The following is a 1104-nucleotide window of genomic DNA, read 5'->3' as shown; positions in this document are numbered from 1 at the left end:
TTTGGGCTGGAGTCAATGTTCCTTCTGATTTATCTGGGAACGTTACTTTAGTTGTTCCGTCTTGACCTACTTCAGCTACTGATCCTGGGTTCGCTGCTTCAACTGCTTTCTTAACTTCTGCTTTTTCTGCATCAGTCAAGTTTGCTGTATCTTTAACCGGAGTCTTAGTTGCTGGAGCTTTAAGACCATCTGCTTCTTTAGCTTTCTCTTCTGCTTTAACTACAGTTTGGGCTGGAGTTAATGTTGCTTTTGAACCATCTGGGAACGTTACGGTTGCAGTTCCATCGTTAGCTACATCAACATCTTCAAGTGTTGGATTAGCTTTCAAGATTTCTTCTGCTACTTGTGTCTTCTCTTCATCAGTCAAGGTACTTGTATCTTTTACTGGGGTCTTAGTTGCTGGAGCTTTAGCACCGTTTGCATCTGCAGCTTTAACAGTTTGATCTCCTGTAAGTGTTCCTTCTGATTTATCTGGGAACGTTACTTTGGTTGTTCCGTCTTGACCTACTTCAGCTACTGATCTTGGGTTCGCTGCTTCGACTGCTTTCTTAACTTCTGCTTTTTCGTCATCAGTCAAGTTTGCTGTGTCTTTAACTGGAGTCTTAGTTTCTGGAGCTTTAAGACCGTCTGCGTCTTTAGCTTTCTCTTCTGCTTTAACTACAGTTTGGGCTGGAGTCAATGTTCCTTCTGATTTATCTGGGAACGTTACTTTAGTTGTTCCGTCTTGACCTACTTCAGCTACTGATCCTGGGTTCGCTGCTTCGACTGCTTTCTTAACTTCTGCTTTTTCGTCATCAGTCAATTTAGCTGTATCTTTAACCGGTGTCTTAGTTGCTGGTTCTTTGATACCTGCTGCATCTTTAGCTTTAACTACAGTTTGGGCTGGAGTCAATGTTCCTTCTGATTTATCTGGGAACGTTACTTTAGTTGTTCCGTCTTGACCTACTTCAGCTACTGATCCTGGGTTTGCTGCTTCGACTGCTTTCTTAACTTCTGCTTTTTCTGCATCAGTCAAGTTTGCTGTGTCTTTAACTGGAGTCTTAGTTTCTGGAGCTTTAAGACCGTCTGCGTCTTTAGCTTTCTCTTCTGCTTTAACTACAGTTT

General features: G+C 42.2%; 1 pseudogene. It reads right to left on the bottom strand.

From position 1 onward, the window contains the following. Positions 1 to 1104, bottom strand: a pseudogene (locus tag QM911_RS09820) (protein with ysrik-signal peptide); the annotation flags it as partial.

Origin of the sequence: Streptococcus infantis (genome assembly GCF_047460825.1) — a bacterium.
GTDB lineage: Bacteria > Bacillota > Bacilli > Lactobacillales > Streptococcaceae > Streptococcus > Streptococcus infantis_V.
This window is presented reverse-complemented; position numbering and strand designations above follow the sequence as displayed.